The following is a 19,995-nucleotide window of genomic DNA, read 5'->3' on the forward strand; positions in this document are numbered from 1 at the left end:
ATGATGAAAGCGAAAGAGATCATGACCACAGACGTCATCACCGTGCACCGCGACACCACCGTCAGGGATCTCGCCAAGCTCTTCGCCGAGCGCCGCATCTCCAGCGTCCCGGTTGTGGACGACGAGGGGCTCCTGATCGGCATCGTCTCCGAAAGCGACCTGATCGAGCAGGACAAGCCGCTGCACATCCCGACCGTCATCTCCATCTTCGACTGGGTGATCTACCTGGAGAGCGACAAGCGTTTCGAGAAGGAGCTGCAGAAGATGACCGGCCAGACCGTGGGGGATATTTATTCCACAGAGGTCGCCAGCGTGGAGCCGGATGCTCCCGTTTCGGATGTCGCCGAGATCATGACCGAGAAGAAGGTCCAGGCCGTGCCCGTGGTAGAGGGGCGCCGCGTGGTCGGCATCATCGGGCGCATCGACATGGTGCGCACCATGATCGCCTAGGCGGCCGGATGTCCTGCGTAGTGACCAAGAGCCAGCAAGAGACGGTAGCGCTGGGAGCGAGGCTGGGGCGGCTGTTGCAGCCGGGGGACTTCGTCGCCCTGGTCGGGGACCTGGGCGCCGGCAAGACCCAGTTCGCCAAGGGGATCGCGCTTGGGCTGGAGGTGGATCCGGAGACCCCGGTGACTAGCCCCACCTATACCATCCTCAATATCTACGACGGGCGCATTCCGCTGTACCACTTCGACCTGTACCGGCTGGAAGGGGTGCACGACGTGGAGGCTCTCGGCTTTGAGGAATACTTCTCCGGAGGCGGCGCCTGCGTGGTGGAGTGGGCCGAGCGACTGGAGGAGGACCTTCCCGGCGACCTCCTCACCGTCACCTTAAACCACGCCGGAGACGATGAGCGCTCCGTCTGTTTCGACGCCTCCGGGCCGCGAGCGCGGGTACTTGCCGAAGCCGTCCTGACATAGTCATCGGCACCGGGCCGCTCACGATTCAAACAGCGGGTTGCTGCCTGCCTCCCACCGCGTTTGCCTTATGCACCAAACGCCCCTCTCTCTCAACGAGGAGGGGCGTTTTTTTATACTGTAAACAGGACGGACCGGAAAAATGAAGAAATAGGCTATCTTGGCCGTGATTGCTTAAAAAAATGTTTTGAGCAAGCACGCTAATGTGCTAATAAAGTGGTTCCTACCGCCCGGATCAAGGTTCAGGTGGATCAATCAGTAGAGTACAAGGAGGACTGACATGGCTTTGGTGGTCCAAAAGTACGGCGGCACCTCGATGGGGTCCGTCGAACGAATTCGCAACGTCGCCAAGAGGGTGGCAAAAACCTATGATGCCGGCAACGACATGGTGGTGGTTGTCTCCGCCATGGCAGGCGAAACCAACAAGCTGGTCGCGCTTGCCAACGAGGTGTGCGAGTTCCCGGACAACCGTGAATATGACGTGCTTGTTGCGGCTGGGGAGCAGGTCTCCATCGCACTGCTGGCCATGTGCCTGAAAGCCATGGGGTACAAGGCGAAGTCCTACCTCGGCTTCCAGGTTCCCATCCTCACCGATTCCTCCTACAGCAAAGCCAGGATCGAGAGCATCGACGACAAGAAGATGCGTGCCGACCTGAAAGAGGGGACCATCCTGATCGTTGCCGGTTTCCAGGGCGTGGACGAGTTCGGCAGCGTCACCACCTTGGGACGCGGCGGTTCCGACACCTCGGCTGTGGCGCTGGCAGCGGCCCTGAAAGCCGACGTCTGCGAGATCTTTACCGACGTGGACGGTGTCTACACCACCGACCCGAACATCTGCAAGGACGCCAAAAAGATCGAGCGCATCTCCTACGAGGAGATGTTGGAGTTGGCCAGCCTCGGCGCCAAGGTGCTGCAGATCCGCTCCGTGGAATTCGCCAGCAAGTACAACGTCGACGTCCACGTCCGCTCGAGTTTCAACGAAAATCTCGGAACCATGGTTACCAAGGAGGATAAAGAAATGGAAGCAGTGCTCGTCTCGGGTATCGCCTACGCCAAGGATGAAGTCAAAATCGCCGTCATGCAGGTACCGGACAAGCCCGGGATCGCAGCCCAGATCCTCTCTCCGCTTTCCGACGCCAACATCTCCGTCGACATGATCGTCCAGAACGTGAGCGAAGCCGGTTCCACCGACTTCACCTTCACCGTGCCCCAGGCCGATTTCAAGAAGGCGCTCTCCATCACCAAGGAAACCGCCGAGGCCATCCACGCCAAGGAAGTCCTCTCCGACGAGAGCGTCACCAAGGTCTCCATCGTCGGTCTGGGCATGAGGAGCCACGCCGGCGTGGCGACCACCATGTTCCAGGCGCTCGCCAAGGAGGGGATCAACATCCAGATGATCTCCACCTCCGAGATCAAGATCTCCGTCGTGGTTGACGCCAAGTACACCGAACTTGCCGTCCGCGTGCTGCACGACGCCTTCGGCCTGGCCGGGAAATAGATACCGTTCAGCGTGCAACGTTCGATGTTACGAAACGCCCCGGCTTCGGCTTGGGCGTTTCCGTAACGGCGAGCGCGGACCTGCAGACGGCGAAAGGGGACAGGCACCTGCGGAGCCAGTCCCCAAACTGACTTTTGAACGTTCGATATCGAACGTTGGACGTCTTTTGATGAAGTTGGGGGGGATATGAGCCTGGTGAAACTTTACGATACGACGCTTAGGGACGGAACGCAGGCGGAGGACATCTCTTTCCTTGTCGAGGATAAGATCCGCATCGCCCACAAACTGGACGAGTGCGGCATGCACTACATCGAGGGGGGGTGGCCCGGCTCGAACCCCAAGGACGTCGCCTTTTTCAAGGACATCAAGAAGGAGAAGCTCTCCCAGGCCAAAATCGCCGCCTTCGGCTCGACCCGCCGCGCCAAGATCACCCCGGACAAGGACCAGAACCTGCGCACCCTGGTGGACTCCAAGGCCGACGCCGCCACCATCTTCGGCAAAAGCTGGGACTTCCAGGTGCACGAGGCGCTCAGGATCCCGCTCGAGGAAAACCTCGAAATGGTCTTTGATTCGCTGGAATTCCTCAAGAAGAACATGCCTGAGGTGTTCTACGACGCCGAGCACTTCTTCGACGGCTACAAGTCCAACCCCGACTACGCCATCAAGACACTGCTGGCCGCCCAGCAGGCGGGGGCCGACTGCATCATCCTGTGCGACACCAACGGCGGCTCGATGCCCTACGAGATCGCAACCATCGTGGACGAGGTGAAGAAACACATCACCACCCCGCTCGGCATCCACGCCCACAACGACGGCGAGTGCGCGGTGGCCAACTCCGTCATCTCCGTGCAGCAGGGGATCGTGCACGTGCAGGGGACCATCAACGGCTTCGGCGAGCGCTGTGGCAACGCGAACCTCTGCTCCATCATCCCGGCGCTCAAGGTGAAGATGCAGCGTGACTGCATCTCGGACGCACAGATGAAGACGCTGCGGGACCTCTCCCGCTACGTCTACGAGCTCGCCAACCTGGCGCCCAACAAGCACCAGCCCTACGTCGGCAACTCCGCCTTCGCCCACAAGGGGGGCGTGCACGTCTCGGCCATCCAGCGCCACCCGGAAACCTATGAGCACATGCGGCCGGAACTGGTCGGCAACACGACCCGCGTGCTGGTTTCCGACCTCTCCGGGCGCGCCAACATCCTCGCCAAGGCGACCGAGTTCAACATCAACCTGGACAGCAAGGACCCGGTCACCCTCGAGATCCTGGAAGACATCAAATCCATGGAGAACCGCGGCTACCAGTTCGAGGGGGCGGAAGCTTCTTTCGAACTGTTGATGAAGCGCGCTCTCGGCACGCACCGCAAGTTCTTCTCCGTGATCGGCTTCCGCGTCATTGACGAGAAGCGCACCGAGGACGATCAGCCCATCTCCGAGGCGACTATCAAGGTCAAGGTGGGCGGCAAGATCGAGCACACGGCATCCGAGGGACACGGCCCGGTCAACGCCCTGGACAATGCCCTCAGGAAGGCGCTGGAGAAGTTCTACCCGAAGCTGAAAGACGTGAAGCTGCACGACTACAAGGTCCGGGTGCTTCCGGCCGGGCAGGGCACCGCATCCTCCATCCGCGTCCTCATCGAAAGCGGCGACAAGGAAGGGCGCTGGGGCACGGTCGGCGTCTCCAGCAACGTCATCGAGGCCTCCTACCAGGCCCTCGTGGACGCCATCGAGTTCAAGCTCCACAAAGACGAGGAGACGGCGGCGCCCAAGAAATGATGCCCAGGGGCCAGCGACTTGCCCTTTGGTGCCTCGCCCTGCTCCTGACCCTCACGTTGTACATGAAAGGCCGCTCTCCCGCCCACCAGGCTGGGGGAGCGGCCTTTTCCCGTTATACGGGGCAGGGGATCACGGTGCGTCTCGCCGGAAAGCTCCGACATCCGGGTGTTTACCGCCTGCCGCCGGGGACCGACGTCGCTACCGCCATTAAAATGACGGTGCCTGCAGGGGAGGAGACGGCGAGTGTCACAGGACCCGCCACCCGGAAACTGGCGAGCGGGGACGTAGTCACCCTCGGCGGCAGCTCTGGCGGTAAGGGAGTGATTTCAGTCACTAAAATGGGCGCCAAAGAGAGGATGCTCCTCAAGATTCCTCTGCATCCCGACCTGCTTCAGGAAGAGGAGTGGGACCTGCTCCCGGGCATCGGGCCGGCCCTGTCCCGACGCATCGTGGCCGACCGTCAGGAAAATGGCGCTTTTGGCGCGGTGGACGGGCTGCTGCGGGTGCCGGGTATCGAGGCGGGGAAGCTTGCCGCTATTCGCAAGTATTTCTAATGGTCGCTAAGGGGGCATTTTTGCGAAGGTTCGTTCTAAATGGAGTACGGATTAGATTACAGCCTGTTTAGATTTCCGATATTGGCATGTCGTGTGAATTATACGTTCCCACATGAAGTTCTTTAATCAACTTTTTGTTGGGAGGTATGGCTTATGAAATGCCCTAAATGCAAAGGTAGGATGTTTGCCGAGAAATATTACGACTTCGTGAGATCGTTCGATGCCTGGAAATGCACCTGCTGTGGCGAGGTGCTCGATCCCACCATCCTCGCCAACAGAGCCAGGAACTTCAACAGCCTCCTCGGCTGATCCCACATCATCACCGACACCAAGGGGGGACGTCTCCAACGCCCCTCCTTTTATTTCCTGCTTGTCAGCCGTAGCCACGCCCCCGCGACTGCCGCGCCCGGCATTGCCTTGCCGCGCCTGGTTTGTCCGCTCGCCCGCCGGATGTGCCCGCTCCATCAGCCTGTGAACTGGAACTGCTGTAGTCATCGAGAAATCATGGAAGCATGATTTTGTCTTGACAGGATCAGGGGTGTCGGTTATAAAGGGGATCAAATTGGTCCTAAAGGTGTTTTTATGATGGAACTGACCCGCAAGGGTGAATACGCAATCCGTGGCATCATCTACCTGGCGCAACAGCCGCCGGGGCGGGTTTCGCTGATCAGCGAGATCGCCGCCGCCGCCGAGGTGCCGCAGACCTTCCTGGCCAAAATCTTCCAAAGCTTCGCCAAGCTCGGCTTGGTTACCTCCTCGCGCGGTACCGGCGGGGGCTTCGTGCTTGCACGTCCCGCATCCGCGATCACCCTGCGTGAGGTGGTTGAGGCCGTCGAGGGGCCCATTCTGCCCAACCGCTGCCTATTGGGCAGCGCCTGTGACAGGGGAGGCCCCTGCCGCGTGCACGCCGTCTGGAAACAGGTGCAGACTGAAGTGGTCCACATCCTCGACGGCGTCACTATCGATACCCTTGCCCGGAACCCCTGACCCTGCGTCGTAGCGTTCAAATTTTTTTGTTTACAATTAAGATAAAGAAGGTCCTGTTGGTCTTTTGTGACCGCTAATATCAAGTTCGGCTGAGAAACGGCCCATGGGCCAAACTGTTCAATTTTATCTAAGGAGCGAATCATGGATGTATTGACCCTGAGCAGGCTGCAGTTTGCCATCACCAGCATGTTCCACTTCATTTTCGTCCCCCTCACCCTGGGGCTGTCGGTCCTGGTGGCGATGATGGAAACCCGTTACGTGCTGACCGGCAACGAGATGTACAAGAGGATGACGAAGTTCTGGGGCAAGCTGTTCCTGATCAACTTCGCCCTCGGCGTGGTGACCGGCATCACCTTGGAGTTCCAGTTCGGTATGAACTGGGCCGAGTACTCGCGCTACGTCGGCGACATCTTCGGGGCACCTCTGGCCATCGAGGCGACCGTGGCCTTTTTCATGGAGAGCGTCTTCATCGGGGTCTGGGCCTTTGGCTGGGACAAGGTGGGGAAGCGGTTCCACGCGGTTTCCATCTGGCTGGTGGCACTGGCCACCAACTTGTCCGGCCTTTGGATCCTCTTGGCCAACGGATGGATGCAGCACCCGGTCGGCTACGTGCTCAGAAACGGCCGTGCCGAGATGGTGGACTTCATGGCGCTGATCACCAACCCCTTCGGCCTGCTGAAATTCGGGCACCAGATCGTCTCCGGGTACACCGTGGCGGGCTTCTTCGTGATGGGGGTCTCCGCCTACCACCTGCTCAAGGCGCGTAACCGCGAATTCTTCAAGGCCTCCTTCGGTATGGCCGCCGTCTTCGCCCTGATTGCATCCATCATGGTCGGCGTCATCGGCGACTTCCACGCCGCCGACGTCGCCAAGACCCAACCCGCCAAGTTCGCCGCCATGGAGGCGGTCTGGAATTCCTGCAGCAACGCGCCCATGCACCTGATCGCCTTCCCCGACGAGAAGAACGAGTGCAATCTGGTCACAGCGCTCCCGGTACCGGGTCTTCTGAGCTTCCTTGCCTTCCACGACACCAACGCGCAGATCCGCGGCATCACCTCCTTCCCCAAGGACGAGCGTCCGCCGGTGCTCCCGGTATTCCTGAGCTTCCGCCTCATGGTCGGGCTGGGCACCCTGTTCATCCTGCTGTCGGCCGCGGCGCTCTTTCTCTCCAAGAACGGCCTGCTGGAGAAGTACCCCCTGTTCCTGAAACTGCTGGTGCTCTGCATCCCGCTACCCTACATCGCCAACCAGCTCGGCTGGCTGGTCTCGGAGGTGGGGCGGCAGCCCTGGATCGTCTACGGCATCATGAAGACCTCCGACGCGGTTTCCAAGTCGCTGGACATTTCCCAGGTGATCGGCTCCCTGCTCGGTTTCACGCTGCTCTACGGCCTCCTTGGCTTCGTGGATATCTACCTGTTGACCAAATTCGCCCGCAAGGGGCCTGAAGAATCTCACGTCGGCGCTACCAACGCCTTCAGAAACTAGGGGGGGACAATGGATCTGCATATCGTATGGTTTGTACTTTGGGGCGTTCTCTGGGGGGTCTATTTCATGCTGGACGGTTTCGTCCTCGGGGCGGGAATGCTGCACCGCGTGCTGGGCAAGACCGACATGGACCGTCGCGTCGTCATCAACAGTTTCGGCCCGGTCTGGGATGGTAACGAGGTCTGGCTGGTCACCGCCGGCGGCGCCACCTTCGCCGCCTTCCCGACCACCTACGCCCTCATGTTCAGCTACCTGTACACGCCGCTTTTGCTGCTGCTCTTCGGCCTCATCGTGCGCGGGGTCTCCTTCGAATTCCGCAGCAAGGAGGAAGGAGCCACCTGGCGCGGTTGCTGGGACTGGGCCATCGTGCTGTCGAGCTTTGTGCCCGCGCTTCTCTTCGGCGTCGCCTTCGGCAACATCTTCGCCGGGCTCCCTATGGACCAGGCAGGTTACCACGGCTCCCTCATTGCCCTTTTGAACCCTTACGGCATCGTGAGCGGGCTGCTCTTCGTGATGCTCTTCCTCGAGCACGGCGCCCTCTACGTGGCGGTTAAAACGACCGGCGACTTGAGCCGGCGCGCCGAGTCCCTGGCCCGCACCCTCTGGGTCCCGCTCCTTGTGGTGGCGGTCGCCTTCCTGGGCTACACCAACTTCGCCACCAAGCTCTATGACAACTACCTGAAGGCCCCGGTCCTTTTGGTGGCGCCGCTTCTGGCCGTGGCTGCCCTGGTTGGCGTGCGCCTGCTGCTTGGCACCGGCAACACCCTGGCCGCCTTCGCCGCCTCCTGCGTCACCATCCTGGGTGTGGTGGGTACCGGCGTGATCGGGCTGTTCCCCAACCTGATCCCCTCCAGCATGGACGTCTTGTCGAGCCTCACCATTTACAACAGCTCCTCTTCGGAGTACACGCTGCAGATCATGACGGGCGTGGCTTTCACCTTCGTGCCGGTGGTGATCCTGTACAAGATCTGGGTGTACCGGATCTTCCGGGAGAGGGTCACCGCAGAGGCGGTGGCCGCCGACCACGAGGCCTACTAGCCCGCATCCGCCTGCCGCCGCCCTCCACCACGGGGGGCGGCTTTTTCCTTTTCGTGCCGCGCCGCGGTCGCCCCACAGGGGCCCTAAGCGATTAAAGGGAAACCAATTCTATATTGACAAGTTCCCTTCCTCTTTGCTACTTTACCCTCTTGTCGCGCGCCCTGAGCGAACAGCGCCGGTGCCATAGCCCTTCCCGGGAGGCAGCTTTTCTAGCGGATGCCCCGACAGACCCGTCACCACAACCCCCGCCCAGACATTCTTGCACGAGGCATTACGGCAGAGAGCCTGCCATATAAAGTGAACAAAGAGAGGACTTTCCATGCAGATTAGTGTTGAATCGGTCAACAGCATCAAGAAGAAGTTGAACTTCGAAATTCCGGCGGACAAAGTTTCTGCTGAAGTTGACAAGGCGTATGCCGAAATAAGGAAGCATGCCGCCATAAAAGGGTTCCGCAAGGGCAAGGTCCCCATGGGACTGATCGAGAAACACTACGGCGAGAAGATGGCCGAGGACGTGGTCAAGAGCCTCGTGAACGATACCTACTTCCAGGCTGTCACCGAGCAGGGCCTCAACCCGGTATCCTACCCGGTCATCGAGAGCGAGCTGCTTAAAAAGGGCGAGCCGTTCAAGTATTCCGCGACCATCGAGGTCTTCCCCGAAGTCGAACTGAAGGAATACCTCGGCCTCGAGGTGCAGAAGGAGCAGCTGGTGCTCGACCCGGCCGCGGTCGACGCCCGCCTCAAGGAGATGCAGGAGCGCATGGCGCAGCTGGGACCCGCTCCGGAAGGGCACGCCGCGGCACTGGGCGATTTCGTCACTTTCGACTTCACCGGTTCCATCGACGGCGTTCCCTTCGAGGGGGGTGCCGCTGAGGACTTCCAGCTCGAACTCGGCTCCGGCCGCTTCATCCCGGGCTTCGAGGACCAGATGGTCGGCCTGACTGTGGGCGCCAACAGCACCATCAAGGTCACCTTCCCGGAGAGCTATGGTTCCGCGGAACTGGCCGGCAAGCCCGCCGACTTCGAGATCACCGTCAAGGAGATCAAGATCAAGGAGCTTCCCGAGCTGAACGACGACTTCGCCAAGGAGTTCGGCGAGGAGTTCGAGACCCTCGACCTGTTGAAGGCGAAACTGGCCGAGATCAACCAGACCCAGGAAGAGTCGCGCATCAACCATGACCTGCGTGAGAACGTCTTCAAGGCGCTGATCGAGAAGAACCCGGTCGAGGTCCCCGAGACCCTGGTCGATCGCCAGGTCACCATGATGCTGGAGAACACCAAGCAGCGCCTCTCCTCCCAGAGGATGTCCCTTGAGATGATGGGGATGACCGACGACAGCTACAAGGCTCAGTTCCGTGATGCCGCCCGCGACCAAGTCAAGGGTTCCGTGATCGTCGACGCCGTGGCCGAGAAGGAGTCCATCGAGGTGACCGAGGAGGAGTTCCAGGCGCAGCTCGGCCAGATCTCAGCCCAGACCGGCCAGCCGCTGGAGAAGGTGACCCAGCTGTACACGACCAATGAGCGGGCCAAGGATAGCCTGATGGCCCAGATGAGGGAAGACAAGGCGGTGCAGTTCATCACCGAGCGCGCCAAGGTGACCGAGGTTCCCAAGGCGGAAAGCAAATAGGAGATTCCATGCTGGTACCGATAGTAGTGGAGCAGACTGGCCGGGGCGAGAGGTCGTACGACATCTACTCGCGCCTTTTGAAGGACAGGATCATCTTCCTGGGGGGCGGCATCGACGACAACGTCGCCAACCTGGTGATCGCGCAGCTCCTCTTCCTGGAGGCCGAGGATCCCGACAAGGATATCCATCTCTATATCAACTCCCCCGGCGGTGTGGTCACCGCCGGGATGGCGATCTACGACACCATGCGCTACATCAAGGCGCCGGTGTCGACCATCTGCATCGGGCAGGCGGCCTCCATGGGCGCCTTCCTGCTGTCGGGCGGGGAGAAGGGAAAGCGTTTCTCCTTGGCTAACTCGCGCATCATGATCCACCAGCCGCTGGGAGGGTTCCAGGGGCAGGCGACGGATATTCATATCCACGCCAAGGAGATCCTGCGCATGAAGGACCAGCTGAATGAACTCTTGGCCGAGCATACCGGCCAGAGCTTTGAAAAAGTCTCCGCCGACACTGAGCGCGACTACTTTATGTCGGGCGAAGAGGCAAGGACATATGGTATTATAGATGCCATTGTGACTAGAAACGTTGTCACCGGAGGTGCCAATTGAGCAGAAGAGATGACCGTTCCGATACGCTGATCTGTTCCTTTTGCGGGAAGAGCCAGGAAGAGGTGAAGAAGCTTATTGCGGGGCCTACGGTCTACATCTGCGACGAGTGCATCGAACTTTGCAACGACATCATCGCGGAGGAGTCCAAGCTCGAGGACACCTCCGGCCCGGACGTCCGCAAGCTCCCCAAGCCGCAGGAGATCAAAGAGGTCCTTGACGAGTACGTCATCGGGCAGTCCCGCGCCAAGAAGGTTCTGGCCGTCGCGGTGTACAACCACTACAAGCGCGTCGAGGCACCCGCAAAGCCCGGCGACGTGGAGATGCAGAAGAGCAACATCCTGCTGCTGGGGCCCACCGGCTCGGGCAAGACGCTCCTGGCCCAGACCCTGGCCCGCATCCTCAAGGTCCCCTTCGCCATGGCGGACGCCACCAACCTCACCGAGGCGGGCTACGTCGGCGAAGACGTCGAGAACATCATCCTGACCCTCCTGCAGGCCGCGGACTACGACGTGGAGAAGGCGCAGAAGGGGATCATCTACATCGACGAGATCGACAAGATCGCCAGGAAGTCCGATTCCCCCTCCATCACCCGGGACGTTTCCGGAGAAGGGGTGCAGCAGGCACTTCTGAAGATCATCGAGGGGACCATCGCCAGCGTGCCTCCCAAGGGTGGTCGCAAGCACCCGCAGCAGGAGTTCCTGAAGGTCGACACCACCAACATCCTCTTCATCTGCGGCGGCGCCTTCCCGGGGCTGGACAACATCATCCAGCAGCGGATCGGCGTGAAGACCTTGGGCTTCGGTGCCGACGTCAAGAAGAAGGTCGAGAAGAAGGCCGGCGAACTGCTGGCCGGGGTAACCCCCGAGGACCTGTTGAAGTTCGGGTTCATCCCCGAGTTCGTCGGGCGTCTCCCCATGCTCGCCTCGCTGTCCGAGCTGGACGAGGAGGCCATGGTGCAGATCCTCAAGGAGCCCAAGAACGCGCTGATCAAGCAGTACCAGAAGCTGTTCGAGATGGAGCACGTGAAGCTCAAGTTCACCGACGGCTCCCTGATCGCCATTGCCCGCGAAGCGCTGAAGAGAAAGACCGGCGCCCGCGGCCTGCGTTCCATCCTGGAAAACGCGATGCTCGACATCATGTACGAGATCCCGTCCCAGAGCATGGTCAAAGAGGTGGTGATCAGCGAAGAGGTGATCTACAGCAAGGAAAAACCGATCATCGTCTATGAGAACGTGGCGGAAAGCGCCTAACAGGGACATATGACTGAACAAACCAGCAGCAGACGCAAGAAGAGAGGGAATCCGGAAAGGTTCCCTCTCTTTCCTTTACGGGACATCGTGATCTTCCCCCACATGGTGATACCTCTGTTCGTGGGGCGTGAGAAGTCGGTGCTCGCCCTCGAGGCCGCCATGGCCCAGAACGACAAGCTGATCCTGCTTGCCACCCAGAAAAACGCCAAGACCGAGGACCCCGAGCCGGCGGACATCTACACGGTGGGGACGCTGTGCCAGGTGATCCAGCTCCTGAAACTCCCCGACGGCACCGTCAAGGTGCTGGTGGAGGGGAAAAGGCGCGGCTCCATCGTCTCCTTCAGCGACCGGACCGATTACTTCGAGGTCGAGGTGGAGACCCTCACCGAGAAGAGCAGCAACCAGACCGAGGTCGAGGCCCTGAAGCGAGGTGTGCTCGCCTCCTTCGAGAGCTACGTGGAGCTGAACAGTTCGGTGCCGGCCGAGATCCTGCAGTCGGTGCAGGCGATCGCCGACCCCTCGCGCCTGGCCGACACCATCGCTCCGCACCTGAACCTGAAGGTGGCCCAGAAGCAGGAACTTTTGGCCGCGGTGCAGCCGGCGCGGCGCATGGAACGCCTTTTGTCGCTCATGGGCGCCGAGATCGAGATCCTGCAGATCGAGAAGAAGATCCACGCCCGGGTCAAGAAGCAGATGGAGAAGACCCAGAAGGATTACTACCTGAACGAGCAGATCCGCGCCATCCAGAAGGAGTTGGGGGGCAAGGACGAGTTCAAACAGGAGTTGAGGAGTCTGGAGGCGAAGGCCGCCAAGCTGCCGCTCTCGGCCGAGGCCAAGCAGAAGGTGCAGGCCGAGATCAAGAAGCTGAAATTCATGTCCCCCATGTCCGCCGAGGCGGCCGTGGTGCGCAACTACGTGGACTGGCTGCTCGCGCTCCCCTGGGGCGCCTACGCCAAAGAGAACCGGGACATCCGCGAGGCGCGCGCCCGCCTGGACGGCGACCACTACGGCCTGGAGAAGGTGAAGCAGAGAATCCTCGAGTTTCTGGCAGTGAGTGCCTTGGCCCCGGGGATGAAGGGGCCGATCCTCTGCCTGGTGGGCCCTCCCGGCGTCGGCAAGACATCGCTGGCGCGCTCGGTCGCCAAGGCCACCGGCCGCGACTTCGTCAAGATCTCGCTGGGCGGGGTGCGCGATGAGGCCGAGATCCGCGGGCACCGGCGCACCTACGTGGGGGCCATGCCGGGGCGCATCGTCCAGTCGCTCAAGAAGTGCGGCTCGTCCAATCCCGTGTTCCTCCTGGACGAAATCGACAAGATGAGTTCCGACTTCCGCGGCGACCCCGCCTCGGCCCTTCTCGAGGTGCTCGACCCGGAGCAGAACGCGAGCTTCAACGACCACTTCCTCGACCTTGACTACGACCTCTCCAAGGTGATGTTCATCACCACGGCGAACTCCAGCCATTCCATCCCGCGGCCGCTTCTGGACCGCATGGAGGTGGTACGGCTGGACGGCTACACCGAGCACGAGAAGCTCGCCATCGCCCGCCAGTACCTGATCCCTAAGCAGGCCGAAGCCAACGGGCTTGCCGATAAGGGGATCAGCTTCACCGACGCGGCGCTTCTGGAGCTGGTGCGCCGTTACACCCGCGAGGCGGGGGTGAGGAACCTGGAGCGCGAAATCGGTTCGATTTGCCGCAAGATCGCCTTCGTTCTGGCAGAGGGAGGCAGGCTGCGCCGTACCGTGCAGCCCAAGCAGCTCGCCGGCTATCTGGGACCTACCCGCTATAAGTACGGGGAGATCGGCCAGGAGGATGCTATCGGCCTGGTTACCGGGCTGGCCTGGACCGAGGTGGGGGGTGAGCTCCTGAACATCGAGGTGGTCTCGCTGCCGGGCAAAGGGAAGCTGACCGTGACCGGCAAGCTGGGCGAGGTGATGCAGGAGTCGGCCCAGGCGGCCATGACCTACGTCCGCTCGCGCGGGGAACTCCTGGGCTTTGCCAAGGACTTCTACCAGCATCTCGACATCCACATCCATGTCCCGGAAGGGGCGATTCCCAAGGACGGCCCCTCGGCCGGTATCGCCATGGCCTGCGCGCTCACCTCGGCGCTGACCAAGAGGCCTGTGCGGCGCGACATCGCCATGACCGGCGAGGTGACCCTGCGCGGCACCGTGCTTCCCATCGGCGGCCTTAAGGAGAAGCTCCTCGCGGCAGGGCGGGGCGGCATCCGCACCGTCTTGATCCCCAAGGAAAACGAGAAGGACCTGGCGGAAGTGCCCAAGGAAATCCTGGCGGGGCTCACCGTATACCCGGTGGCCCACATGGATGAGGTGCTCGGCCACGCGCTGTTGGCACCGGTAGGTCTCCCTGCAGCCGCTCTGTATGCGGACGCAGCTCAAGCGGCAGGTGACAGCGCGGTGGTACCGCACTAGAAAAAAAATTAGAAAAAAGGTTGACACCTCGAACGATGCTCTGGTATATAGTGTCTTCACTTTTGCGATGCATACCTAGGAGGAGCTAATGAACAAGGCAGAACTGGTAAGCGCTATTGCCGACGAAGCACAGTTGACCAAGGTTGATGCTGACAAGGCTCTCACTGGGATTCTTGATGCACTGACCAACTGTCTCGCCGCCGGCGACAAAGTCACTCTGGTTGGCTTTGGCACCTTCAGCGTCGCCGAGCGCGCCGCCCGCACCGGTCAGAACCCGCAGACCGGTAAGAAGATCGAGATCGCGGCTTCCACCGCTCCGAAATTCAAGCCGGGCAACACCCTGAAGGAACTGATCAACGCTTAACAAATCCCGGTTCTCCGGGATGTAGTAGATGCGGGGTTGTAGCTCAGTTGGTTAGAGTGCCAGCCTGTCACGCTGGAAGTCGCGGGTTCGAGCCCCGTCAACCCCGCCATATAAAATCTAATGGGTGAATAGCTCAGCTGGGAGAGCGCCAGCCTTACAAGCTGGATGTCGGGGGTTCGATCCCCTCTTCACCCACCACAAAACAAGTTCTACGTTCTAGGTTCCAAGTTCTACGTGTTAGTTCTTGGTTTCAACATAGAACGCAGAACGTAGAACCGATTCTCAACAGTTTTCGAGAGTTGGGGTTGTAGCTCAGTTGGTTAGAGTGCCAGCCTGTCACGCTGGAAGTCGCGGGTTCGAGCCCCGTCAACCCCGCCATCAAAAGGAAAGGCCGCCTGTCTCAGGCGGCCTTTCCTTTTTTCGTTCCGGGCTCTTCCGCCACGCGCACGGCTGCTTCCCTGCCGCCTTTGCTGCAAGCCCTTTAGCTTGACTTGCCTGATCAAAATCGTTTATCCTCTGCCAGATCCTGGTCTGCGGACTTCAGCTCCCCAAGCACATATGATTTTGCGGTTTTAGCCGTCAACGTGAAACGGAAAGTGAGCCTCCCTTGAAACCCATCAAGCCTATCGTGGTGATCCCCACTTATAACGAAAGAGACAACCTGGAAAAACTGGTTAGGCAGGTACTCAACCTGAACCCCGCCCTGGAGCTCTTGGTGGTTGACGACAATTCACCTGACGGCACCGGCGATCTCGCAGAGAGCCTGGCGGCGGAGACGGGACGCGTTTCCGTGCTGCACCGCAGCGGCAAACTGGGATTGGGCTCCGCCTACCGTGAGGGGTTTGCCAAGGCGCTGGAGATGGGCGCCGACCTCGTGGTGCAGATGGACGCCGATTTCTCCCACGATCCGGCCATGATCCCGTACTTCTTCGAGGAGACCCGCAACTCCGACCTGGTGATCGGGTCGCGTTACCTGAACGGGGTGAGCGTGGTAAACTGGCCGCTGCGCCGGCTCATGCTGAGCTACTTCGCCAGCGTCTATACCAGGGTCATCACCGGTCTCACCATCTCCGATTGCACCAGCGGCTTCAAGTGCTTCCGCGCCGAGGCCCTCAGGGCGATCGACCTCTCCAGCATCCGCTCGGACGGCTACTCGTTCCAGATCGAGATGAACTACCGCTGCAAGGAGAAGGGGTTTCGCATCAGCGAAGTCCCCATCATTTTCATAGACCGCCATGCCGGCACCTCCAAGATGTCCAAGAAGATCGTGCGCGAGGCGGTGCTCATGGTCTGGAAACTCAAACTGGGGTCGCTGCTGGGCGCGGTGCTCCCCAAAGGGAGGGGATGATGCCCTCGACGCTGTGGTCGATTATCTGCGTGGCCGGTCTCTGGGGCTTCGTCACGTGCACCATTTTCTTCATACTGCGTGCCTTTCCGGCCCGTGATTCTTTTCAGGGGAAGGCGGCCCTCAGGTGGGGAGCGGGCGTGCTTCTCTTCTTCGTTGTCTGGATCGTGGGCATGATGCAGGCCTGACGCTGCTGTAGACAGAACCAGTTCCCGTTTACTGTTTTAATTCTCTCATATTTGTGGTACTCATAATATCTTATGCCCGTTTATACCTGTAAAATTGGTTCTTCCGACGGCCGAATCCTCACCAAGGAACTCGATTCTGTCAGTGAGGCTTTGCTGCGTCAGAGTCTGGAGGAACAGGGGTATGTGGTATTCGAGGTTCGCAAGAAACCGTTTCAGTTCCTGCTGGACACGGGTGTCGGCCGCAAGAAGGTCGGGAGCAAGGAACTACTGCTCTTCAACCAGGAACTGCTGGTGCTCTTGAAGGCGGGGCTTCCCATTATCCAGGCTCTCGACACGATTCTAGAGTCAGGAACCGGGAAACTGTACGAGATACTGAACGCGGTGCGGGAGGATATCAAGGGGGGGCTCGCGCTGTCGACGGCGATCGAAAAGTACCCGAGGATTTTCCCGGCGCTCTACATAGCCTCGATCCGCGCCGGCGAGCGCACCGGCGACCTGCCGCAGACCATCCGGCGCTACATCGCCTTTTTGAAGAGGAGCGAGGGGTTCCGCGGCAAGATCATCGGCGCCATGTTCTACCCGGCCATCCTGGTGGCCGTGGCATTCGTGGCCATCACGGTGCTCCTGATCTACGTGGTACCGACCTTCAGCACGATCTACGGGGATTCAGGTAACGCGTTGCCGGTGCCGACCCAGATGCTGATCAACTTCACCGGATTCCTGAGGCACTACCTGCTTGTCTTCGTGGGGCTCATCTTCGGGGCCGTGACCATTTTCAGGCGCTGGAAGGAGACGGAGTCGGGACGCTACACCGTGGACAACATGAAGATCAAGACCCCCTTTGTCGGAGCGGTGGTCATTCGCTACGCGCTGGCGGGCTTCACCCGGACCCTGGCCACCGTGCTCGGTTCCGGCATCCCGATCGTCGAGGCGATGCGCATGTCGGTGGGGACCCTGAACAACAAGGTGCTGGAGCGCGGCCTGCTCATGGCCGTGCACCGGGTCGAGGAGGGGAGCAAGCTCTCCACCGCGCTGGAGAACATGAAGCTCTTGCCGCCGCTGGCGCTGCGCATGCTTTCCGTGGGCGAGACCACCGGTGCCATCGAGGAGATGCTCGGGGATATCTCCGACTACTTCGAGGACGAGATCGAAAGAAATCTGCAAGTGCTGACTACCGCCATCGAGCCTGCCATCATGATCGTCATGGGGGTGGTCATCGGCACCATCATCGTCACCATGTACCTGCCGATCTTCAAGATCGCCAGCACCGTCAGTTAGAGGGAACATGCTGAAGCCGTTCAAAAGACAGAGGCTGGGTGACATCCTCCTGGAGCAGGGTGAACTGACCAACGATCAGCTGGCCTACGCTCTCGACAAGCAGCAGGGCACCAAGGAGCGCCTGGGCGCCATCTGCATCGCCGATGGGCTCATCAGCGACGTGGCGCTGGGGCAGGCACTGGCGCTCCAGTTCGGCCTGGAATTCGTCGACCTGAAGGGCGTGCGCCCGGACGAGTCCCTGTTCAACGTCGTCCCCCCCGAGGTCATGTTCCGCTACCATTTCGTGCCCCTGGAACTGCAGGGGGACCTATTGGTGGTGGCCATCGCGGACCCGACCGCGGTCCTGCAACTGGACGAGATGTCCCTGCTCCTGGAGCGGCCGCTCACTTTCAAGGTGGCCGCTGAATCGGAGATCGCCCACCACCTGAAGCGGGGCGAGGGGACCAGCCGTGTCTTGAAGGAAGTCTCCGAAGACTTCATGCTGCAACTGGTGACCGAGACCGACAAGGGGGAGGAAATCCTCTCCGTCGAAAACGTCTCCGCCGACACCAGCCCCATCATCAAGCTGGTCAACTCCACCATCCTCGACGCCCTGACCCGGCGCGCCTCGGATATCCATATCGAGACCGCCCAAGAAGGGGTCATCATCAAGTACCGTATCGACGGCGTGCTCTACAAGGCCACCGATCCGATCGACAACCACTTCCAGGGGCCGCTCATCTCCAGGCTCAAGGTCATGAGCGAACTGGACATCTCCGAGCGGCGCATCCCGCAGGACGGAAGGTTCAAGGTCAGGATCGGCGCCAAGTCCATCGACTTCCGCGTCTCGATCATGCCCAGCGCCTTCGGTGAGGATGCCGTCATCCGTATCCTCGATAAGGAGAGCATCGCCAGCGACCTGCGTGGACTCACCCTGGAGACGCTCGGCATGGCGTCCCACGAGATCAAGCGCTTCCGCAAGATGATCAAGGAGCCCTACGGCATGGTGCTGGTCACCGGCCCCACCGGTTCCGGCAAGACCACCACGCTCTACGGTGCACTCACCGAGATCCACACCGGCCTCGAGAAGATCATCACCATCGAGGACCCGGTGGAGTACGTCCTCTCCGGCATCACGCAGATCCCGGTCAACGAGAAGAAGGGGCTCACCTTCGCCCGCGGCCTGCGCTCCGTGTTGCGCCACGACCCGGACAAGATCATGGTGGGCGAGATCCGCGACTCGGAGACCGCCCAAATCGCTGTGCAGTCGGCGCTCACCGGTCACTTGGTATTCACCACCGTACACGCCAACAACGTATTCGACGTGATCGGCCGCTTCACCCACATGGGCATCGACCCGTACAACTTTGTCGCCTGCCTGAACTGCGTCATGGCGCAGCGCCTGGTCCGGAAGATCTGCCCCTCCTGCAAGAAGGCGGTCACCGTCTCCGACGACGAGCTGCGCGAGTCGGCGATCGATCCGGAGCGCGCCCGCGGCCTCACTCTGTACGAGGCGCGTGGCTGCGACGACTGCAACGGCACCGGTTACCGGGGCCGTTCCGCCATCGTGGAACTGCTCGATCTCAACGACGAGATCCGCGAGCTGATCATCTCCAAAGCCCCCATCGCCGCCCTGAAAAAGGCGGCCAAGGCGGCCGGGACCATGTTCCTCAGGGAATCGGCCGTGGCCAAGGTGCTGGCCGGCGAGACGACGATTAAGGAGATCAACCGTGTCACCTTCGTGGAATAGGTGCCAGATATGCTAATGTCCCGGAAAAGTCTTGGGCTGGAGCTCTCCGCCGCCGGGTTCAGTTTCGCCCTGGCCAGTGGCGGCAAGACCCCCACGGTCGAGGCGGGACTCACGGTGCCGTTCGCGCCGGGACTTCTGACCCTGTCGCGCCGCGACCCTAACGTGACCGACGGCAAGACCTTCGTCGCCGCGCTCAAGGAGGCGCACCTGCGCCTTCTGACCAAGGAGCGCAGCGTCAGCGTTTCGCTGCCGGATGCCGTGGGACGCGTGGTGCTCCTCGACCTGGAGGCGCGCTTCAAGAACCGCGACGAGGGATTGGACGTGATCCGCTGGAAGCTCAAGAAGAGCCTCCCCTTCGACATCAGCGCCGTGCACCTGGACTACCAGACCCTGGAGGAGAAGGAAAACGGGGCGGTGTCGCTTTTGGTGTCGCTCATCTCACGCCCGGTGGTGCAGCAATACGAGGAACTCCTGGTCGCGGCGGGGCTCGAGCCCAAGCTGATCGACTTTACCTCCTTCAACCTGTACCGCCTGTTCCAGCCCCGGCTCGACCTATCCGAAGACGGCGCTTTCGTCACCTTCTACCAAGGTTCCATGACGGTACTGATCTTCAACGGCGGCGTGCTGAGCTTTTACCGCACCAAGGAGGGGGTAGGGGATGTGCAGAACCTGTTCCGCGAAGTGAACAGCTCCTTCCTGGTCTACGGCGATCAGAACCCCGGCCAGAGCGTCAGTGAGGTCTTCTGTGCCGCAGCTCCCGGCGATGCCGAGTCGTTCCGTGCCCTGGTCGCCGAGGCGAGCGGACTGGAACCGGTGCTGCTTGACCTGGAGCGTCTGGTCCGGCAGGCCCCGGCCTTGGGATTGGACCGCCCCGCGTTGCATGCGCTGGCTGGTGCCATGGGCGCCGCGCTGAGGAGCCTGTGA

At 60.9% G+C, this 19,995-nt stretch carries 19 protein-coding genes and 3 tRNA genes; all 22 read left to right on the forward strand.

The window, feature by feature from the left end:
• The 22 genes from JFN90_RS10965 (at position 1) to pilM (ending at position 19,995) form a co-directional block, all read left to right on the forward strand.
• Positions 1-450 carry a CBS domain-containing protein gene (locus JFN90_RS10965; RefSeq protein WP_199395159.1) on the forward strand — a complete coding sequence of 150 codons (450 nt, stop codon included), beginning with the start codon at positions 1-3 and terminating at the stop codon, positions 448-450.
• Between the two features lie 8 nt (positions 451-458).
• Positions 459-920: a tRNA (adenosine(37)-N6)-threonylcarbamoyltransferase complex ATPase subunit type 1 TsaE gene (gene tsaE / locus JFN90_RS10970; RefSeq protein ID WP_199395160.1), complete on the forward strand. Its 462-nt coding sequence runs from the start codon at positions 459-461 to the stop codon at positions 918-920.
• Positions 921-1,197: 277 nt separating this feature from the next.
• On the forward strand, positions 1,198-2,415 hold the full coding sequence (locus tag JFN90_RS10975; RefSeq protein ID WP_199395161.1) for an aspartate kinase: 1,218 nt from the start codon (positions 1,198-1,200) through the stop codon (positions 2,413-2,415).
• Between the two features lie 186 nt (positions 2,416-2,601).
• Positions 2,602-4,188, forward strand: a complete 1,587-nt coding sequence (cimA, locus tag JFN90_RS10980) for a citramalate synthase (RefSeq protein WP_199395162.1) — start codon at positions 2,602-2,604, stop codon at positions 4,186-4,188.
• Entirely contained in the window at positions 4,185-4,742 is a 558-nt protein-coding gene (locus JFN90_RS10985; RefSeq protein WP_199395163.1) for a ComEA family DNA-binding protein, read from the forward strand. The genes cimA and JFN90_RS10985 overlap by 4 nt, the downstream gene beginning before the upstream one ends.
• A 153-nt stretch (positions 4,743-4,895) precedes the next feature.
• Complete coding sequence (locus JFN90_RS10990) at positions 4,896-5,051, forward strand: hypothetical protein (protein WP_012529698.1); 156 nt, start codon at positions 4,896-4,898, stop codon at positions 5,049-5,051.
• A 273-nt stretch (positions 5,052-5,324) separates the two neighbouring features.
• Positions 5,325-5,729: an RrF2 family transcriptional regulator gene (locus JFN90_RS10995; RefSeq protein ID WP_199395164.1), complete on the forward strand. Its 405-nt coding sequence runs from the start codon at positions 5,325-5,327 to the stop codon at positions 5,727-5,729.
• Between the two features lie 141 nt (positions 5,730-5,870).
• Positions 5,871-7,214, forward strand: coding sequence for a cytochrome ubiquinol oxidase subunit I (locus JFN90_RS11000; protein WP_199395165.1), 1,344 nt, complete (start codon positions 5,871-5,873; stop codon positions 7,212-7,214).
• A 9-nt stretch (positions 7,215-7,223) separates the two neighbouring features.
• The gene (gene cydB, locus JFN90_RS11005; protein ID WP_199395166.1) at positions 7,224-8,252 is read left to right on the forward strand and encodes a cytochrome d ubiquinol oxidase subunit II; all 1,029 of its coding nucleotides are present in this window, start codon (positions 7,224-7,226) and stop codon (positions 8,250-8,252) included.
• A gap of 319 nt (positions 8,253-8,571) precedes the next feature.
• The gene (tig, locus tag JFN90_RS11010; RefSeq protein WP_199395167.1) at positions 8,572-9,879 is read left to right on the forward strand and encodes a trigger factor; all 1,308 of its coding nucleotides are present in this window, start codon (positions 8,572-8,574) and stop codon (positions 9,877-9,879) included.
• Between the two features lie 8 nt (positions 9,880-9,887).
• Complete coding sequence (gene clpP, locus JFN90_RS11015; RefSeq protein WP_199395168.1) at positions 9,888-10,487, forward strand: ATP-dependent Clp endopeptidase proteolytic subunit ClpP; 600 nt, start codon at positions 9,888-9,890, stop codon at positions 10,485-10,487.
• Entirely contained in the window at positions 10,484-11,737 is a 1,254-nt protein-coding gene (gene clpX, locus JFN90_RS11020) for an ATP-dependent Clp protease ATP-binding subunit ClpX (RefSeq protein ID WP_199395169.1), read from the forward strand. The genes clpP and clpX overlap by 4 nt, the downstream gene beginning before the upstream one ends.
• Before the next feature lie 9 nt (positions 11,738-11,746).
• A complete protein-coding gene (lon, locus tag JFN90_RS11025; protein WP_199395170.1) occupies positions 11,747-14,167 on the forward strand; it encodes an endopeptidase La in 2,421 nt (806 codons plus the stop codon).
• An 88-nt stretch (positions 14,168-14,255) separates the two neighbouring features.
• Positions 14,256-14,531: an HU family DNA-binding protein gene (locus JFN90_RS11030; protein ID WP_199395171.1), complete on the forward strand. Its 276-nt coding sequence runs from the start codon at positions 14,256-14,258 to the stop codon at positions 14,529-14,531.
• A gap of 32 nt (positions 14,532-14,563) precedes the next feature.
• A tRNA-Asp gene (locus JFN90_RS11035) sits at positions 14,564-14,640 on the forward strand.
• A gap of 13 nt (positions 14,641-14,653) precedes the next feature.
• Positions 14,654-14,729 (forward strand) — tRNA-Val (locus JFN90_RS11040).
• A 103-nt stretch (positions 14,730-14,832) separates the two neighbouring features.
• A tRNA-Asp gene (locus tag JFN90_RS11045) sits at positions 14,833-14,909 on the forward strand.
• Positions 14,910-15,138: 229 nt separating this feature from the next.
• A complete protein-coding gene (locus JFN90_RS11050; RefSeq protein WP_215906766.1) occupies positions 15,139-15,879 on the forward strand; it encodes a polyprenol monophosphomannose synthase in 741 nt (246 codons plus the stop codon).
• Positions 15,879-16,064, forward strand: coding sequence for a hypothetical protein (locus JFN90_RS11055; RefSeq protein WP_199395172.1), 186 nt, complete (start codon positions 15,879-15,881; stop codon positions 16,062-16,064). The genes JFN90_RS11050 and JFN90_RS11055 overlap by 1 nt, the downstream gene beginning before the upstream one ends.
• A 72-nt stretch (positions 16,065-16,136) precedes the next feature.
• Positions 16,137-17,342 carry a type II secretion system F family protein gene (locus JFN90_RS11060; protein WP_199395173.1) on the forward strand — a complete coding sequence of 402 codons (1,206 nt, stop codon included), beginning with the start codon at positions 16,137-16,139 and terminating at the stop codon, positions 17,340-17,342.
• Positions 17,343-17,349: 7 nt separating this feature from the next.
• Entirely contained in the window at positions 17,350-19,071 is a 1,722-nt protein-coding gene (locus JFN90_RS11065) for a GspE/PulE family protein (RefSeq protein ID WP_199395174.1), read from the forward strand.
• 15 nt (positions 19,072-19,086) lie between these two features.
• Entirely contained in the window at positions 19,087-19,995 is a 909-nt protein-coding gene (gene pilM, locus JFN90_RS11070) for a type IV pilus biogenesis protein PilM (protein WP_236018952.1), read from the forward strand.

The sequence above is a fragment of the Geomonas propionica genome (assembly GCF_016458235.1).
GTDB classification, from domain to species: Bacteria; Desulfobacterota; Desulfuromonadia; order Geobacterales; family Geobacteraceae; genus Geomonas; species Geomonas propionica.

Coding starts and splice junctions, on each gene's coding strand:
- tsaE (WP_199395160.1), top strand. CDS start 459: ATGTCCTGCGTAGTGACCAAGAGCCAGCAAGAGACGGTAGCGCTGGGA.
- JFN90_RS11060 (WP_199395173.1), top strand. CDS start 16,137: ATGCCCGTTTATACCTGTAAAATTGGTTCTTCCGACGGCCGAATCCTC.
- JFN90_RS11055 (WP_199395172.1), top strand. CDS start 15,879: ATGCCCTCGACGCTGTGGTCGATTATCTGCGTGGCCGGTCTCTGGGGC.
- JFN90_RS10985 (WP_199395163.1), top strand. CDS start 4,185: ATGATGCCCAGGGGCCAGCGACTTGCCCTTTGGTGCCTCGCCCTGCTC.
- clpP (WP_199395168.1), top strand. CDS start 9,888: ATGCTGGTACCGATAGTAGTGGAGCAGACTGGCCGGGGCGAGAGGTCG.
- JFN90_RS10995 (WP_199395164.1), top strand. CDS start 5,325: ATGATGGAACTGACCCGCAAGGGTGAATACGCAATCCGTGGCATCATC.
- JFN90_RS10990 (WP_012529698.1), top strand. CDS start 4,896: ATGAAATGCCCTAAATGCAAAGGTAGGATGTTTGCCGAGAAATATTAC.
- pilM (WP_236018952.1), top strand. CDS start 19,087: ATGTCCCGGAAAAGTCTTGGGCTGGAGCTCTCCGCCGCCGGGTTCAGT.
- JFN90_RS11000 (WP_199395165.1), top strand. CDS start 5,871: ATGGATGTATTGACCCTGAGCAGGCTGCAGTTTGCCATCACCAGCATG.
- tig (WP_199395167.1), top strand. CDS start 8,572: ATGCAGATTAGTGTTGAATCGGTCAACAGCATCAAGAAGAAGTTGAAC.
- JFN90_RS11065 (WP_199395174.1), top strand. CDS start 17,350: ATGCTGAAGCCGTTCAAAAGACAGAGGCTGGGTGACATCCTCCTGGAG.
- lon (WP_199395170.1), top strand. CDS start 11,747: ATGACTGAACAAACCAGCAGCAGACGCAAGAAGAGAGGGAATCCGGAA.
- JFN90_RS11030 (WP_199395171.1), top strand. CDS start 14,256: ATGAACAAGGCAGAACTGGTAAGCGCTATTGCCGACGAAGCACAGTTG.
- JFN90_RS10975 (WP_199395161.1), top strand. CDS start 1,198: ATGGCTTTGGTGGTCCAAAAGTACGGCGGCACCTCGATGGGGTCCGTC.
- cimA (WP_199395162.1), top strand. CDS start 2,602: ATGAGCCTGGTGAAACTTTACGATACGACGCTTAGGGACGGAACGCAG.
- cydB (WP_199395166.1), top strand. CDS start 7,224: ATGGATCTGCATATCGTATGGTTTGTACTTTGGGGCGTTCTCTGGGGG.
- JFN90_RS10965 (WP_199395159.1), top strand. CDS start 1: ATGATGAAAGCGAAAGAGATCATGACCACAGACGTCATCACCGTGCAC.